Origin of the sequence: Oscillatoria sp. HE19RPO, from assembly GCF_024220515.1 — a bacterium.
Taxonomy (GTDB): Bacteria; Cyanobacteriota; Cyanobacteriia; order Cyanobacteriales; family Laspinemataceae; genus Laspinema.
On sequence record NZ_JAMXOT010000344.1, the window covers coordinates 1 to 2,973 of the forward strand.

Genomic DNA, 2,973 nt, shown 5'->3' on the forward strand with positions numbered 1-2,973 from the left:
CCGATGGTTAAGCACCTAACAAGACTGTATGACGCCGCGCAGGCGGGCTTTGTCCTGTGAGCCTCCAGGCTTTCCTAGCGGAACGCTCATAGAACAGCCTGCGGGTTTTTTGGGGATTTTATTTTTTGGAGTTCCCTAAAGACGACTGTTCGTCTTATCCCGTGGGATTTTTAGTCGGTTTTAACCGACTTTAGCTATGAGGCGGGGGTTTGAACCCCCGCCGGTGTTGAAAGTGATGCAAAATGTCAGTAATTACCCCTTTCTATGGCTCTATTTTTACAGGAATAAGGTTGAGTTGATTCAACCCATTGAGAATTTATGAGTAACGAACATTCGATGATGCAATTTCTACAAAATACACCACCATTTTTATTTTTTACCGGCAAAGGAGGAGTAGGCAAAACTTCGCTTTCCTGTGCCACAGCTATTCATTTAGCCAAACAAGGCAAGAAAGTCTTATTAGTCAGTACCGATCCGGCTTCAAATATTGGGCAAGTCTTTAGCCAAACCATTGGAAATACCATCACCGATATTGCTACAGTAAGCGGGTTATCTGCCTTAGAAATCGACCCACAACAGGCGGCACAGCAGTATCGCGAGCGCATTGTTGGCCCCGTGCGAGGAGTCTTGCCCGAATCCGTCGTCAGAGGCATCGAGGAAGGCTTATCCGGGGCCTGTACCACCGAAATTGCCGCATTTGATGAATTTACCGAATTACTCACTGATGAGAGTCTGATGGGCAAATACGAGCACATCATCTTTGATACCGCACCCACCGGACATACCATTCGCCTGTTGGAACTCCCCAATGCTTGGAGTAGTTTTATTGACGAGAATCCCGAGGGTGCATCCTGTCTCGGACCCCTCTCTGGGTTAGAAAAGCAACGCGATCGCTATACGGAAGCGGTGCGCGTGTTATCGGACCCCAACCGCACCCGCTTGGTCCTCGTTTCCCGCGCCCAGCAAAGTACCCTAGATGAAGTCGTGCGAACTCACAAAGAGTTAGCCGATATAGGGTTTTCTCAACAACATTTGGTGATTAACGGGGTATTACCGCAGAAGGAAGCAAGTCATGATGTATTAGCCGCAGCCCTTTATCAGCGCGAACAAAAGGCGATCGCCAACCTGCCCGAGGTTCTCCATAGTCTGCCCTTGGATCAACTCCCCCTCAAGGCGCAAAATCTTGTAGGAATTGAAGCCCTCAGCAGTTTATTCTCCGATGGAGAGGAAGGCACGACAGACAGCCGTGAGGACTCCATCCCCTCCCTGACTCTGCCGCACCTTTCCACCTTAGTAGATGAAATTGCCACCACGGGTCATGGATTGATTATGACAATGGGTAAAGGGGGTGTGGGAAAAACCACAATGGCAGCCGCGATCGCTGTCGCCCTAGCCAAACAGGGACATTCGGTGCATTTGACTACCTCGGATCCAGCGGCACATCTGAGTGAAACCTTAGCTGGATCAATGGACAACTTAGAAGTCAGTCGCATCGATCCGCATCAAGAAACCACCCGCTATCGCCAGCATATTCTGGAAACCAAAGGGAAGAATTTGGATGAGCAAGGACGCCTGATGTTGGAAGAAGACTTGCGATCGCCTTGCACCGAAGAAATTGCCGTATTCCAAGCCTTTTCCCGAATCATCCGCGAGTCGAGTCAAAAATTCGTCGTCATGGACACTGCACCCACCGGACATACCCTATTGCTTCTGGATGCCACCGGAGCCTATCACCGGGAAGTCACCCGCCATACCCAGGAAAATGTGCGCGTTGTCACGCCGATGATGCGCTTGCAAGACCCCGCCCAAACTAAAGTAATTGTAGTCACCTTAGCCGAGACCACCCCAGTCTTGGAAGCGGCTAATTTACAAGCCGATTTACGTCGGGCGGGAATTGAACCTTGGGCATGGGTGATTAATAACAGCCTGACTGTCTCAAAGACTTCATCCCCCCTATTAAAACAGCGTGCTGCCTTTGAACTGGCTCAAATCGAGGCGGTTAAAACCAGCTATGCTCAACGGTTTGCCTTGGTGCCGATGCAAGTGGATGAGCCGGTGGGTATTCAAGCGTTGCTTAATTTAGGCCAGCAAAAGACTGTGGCAGCAGTCGAATTAGAAGAGATCCGGAGTCAACAGGATGTTGTGACACATCAGCACAAAGTGACTTAACCCGGATGAAACTGGGCGTCAAACCGGGCATTTTTTAGGGAATCCAAAAACAAAAAACCCCCCTAGGGCTTGGGGGGTGATGCAACACTCAGGGTGTCGAACAAATTCAGGGTGATCGTGTTTTTATTATGGTTGCAGGATTCAGGAAAAAGCATCAGCTAAATGGCTGAACTTTGCATGGCTTAATTTAAACTGAAACAGGACTGACGCATTCTTGAAAGTTACGCCCTAAATGTAGAGGCGATTCGCTTTCTCGCCTCTACATTTAGGGTTTAGTCTCCAAAAATTCGTAAGTCCTTTTAACCCGGATGAAACTGAGGGTAAAACCGAGCATCTTTTAGGGAATCCAAAAACAAAAAACCCCCCTAGGGCTTGGGGGGTGATGCAACACTCAGGGTGTCGAACAAATTCAGGGTGATCGTGTTTTCATTATGGGTTGAGGAGCCACAAAAAAGCATCCGCCAAATGGCTTAACCTGATCTAAGCCAAATTACTGACGGATTGAGAGGGAAATAGCAGTGAGGGCGATCGCCACCTAGGGACCGATATCTTGCAGAGGCTGGGTACGGTTGAAGAGAGTCCCGGTCTTTCTTTACTAATGACTGCCTCCCATAGGGGACTAAAAATATCAGAGGTGGTTCCCCAAATTGAAGAGAGATTGCTAAGGGTGTTCCAACAAATAAATCATCCAAATCCCGATGGTTAAGCACCTAACAAGACTGTATGACGCCGCGCAGGCGGGCTTTGTCCGTGTAGCCCCAGGCTTTCCTAGCGGAACGCTCATAGAACAGCCTGCGGGTTTTT

General features: G+C 49.1%; 1 protein-coding gene. It reads left to right on the forward strand.

Features of this window, described 5'->3' with window-relative positions; translation table 11 throughout:
- Positions 1-339: 339 nt before the first annotated feature.
- Entirely contained in the window at positions 340-2,169 is a 1,830-nt protein-coding gene (gene arsA / locus NG833_RS26080) for an arsenical pump-driving ATPase (RefSeq protein ID WP_254568194.1), read from the forward strand.
- Positions 2,170-2,973: the final 804 nt, after the last annotated feature.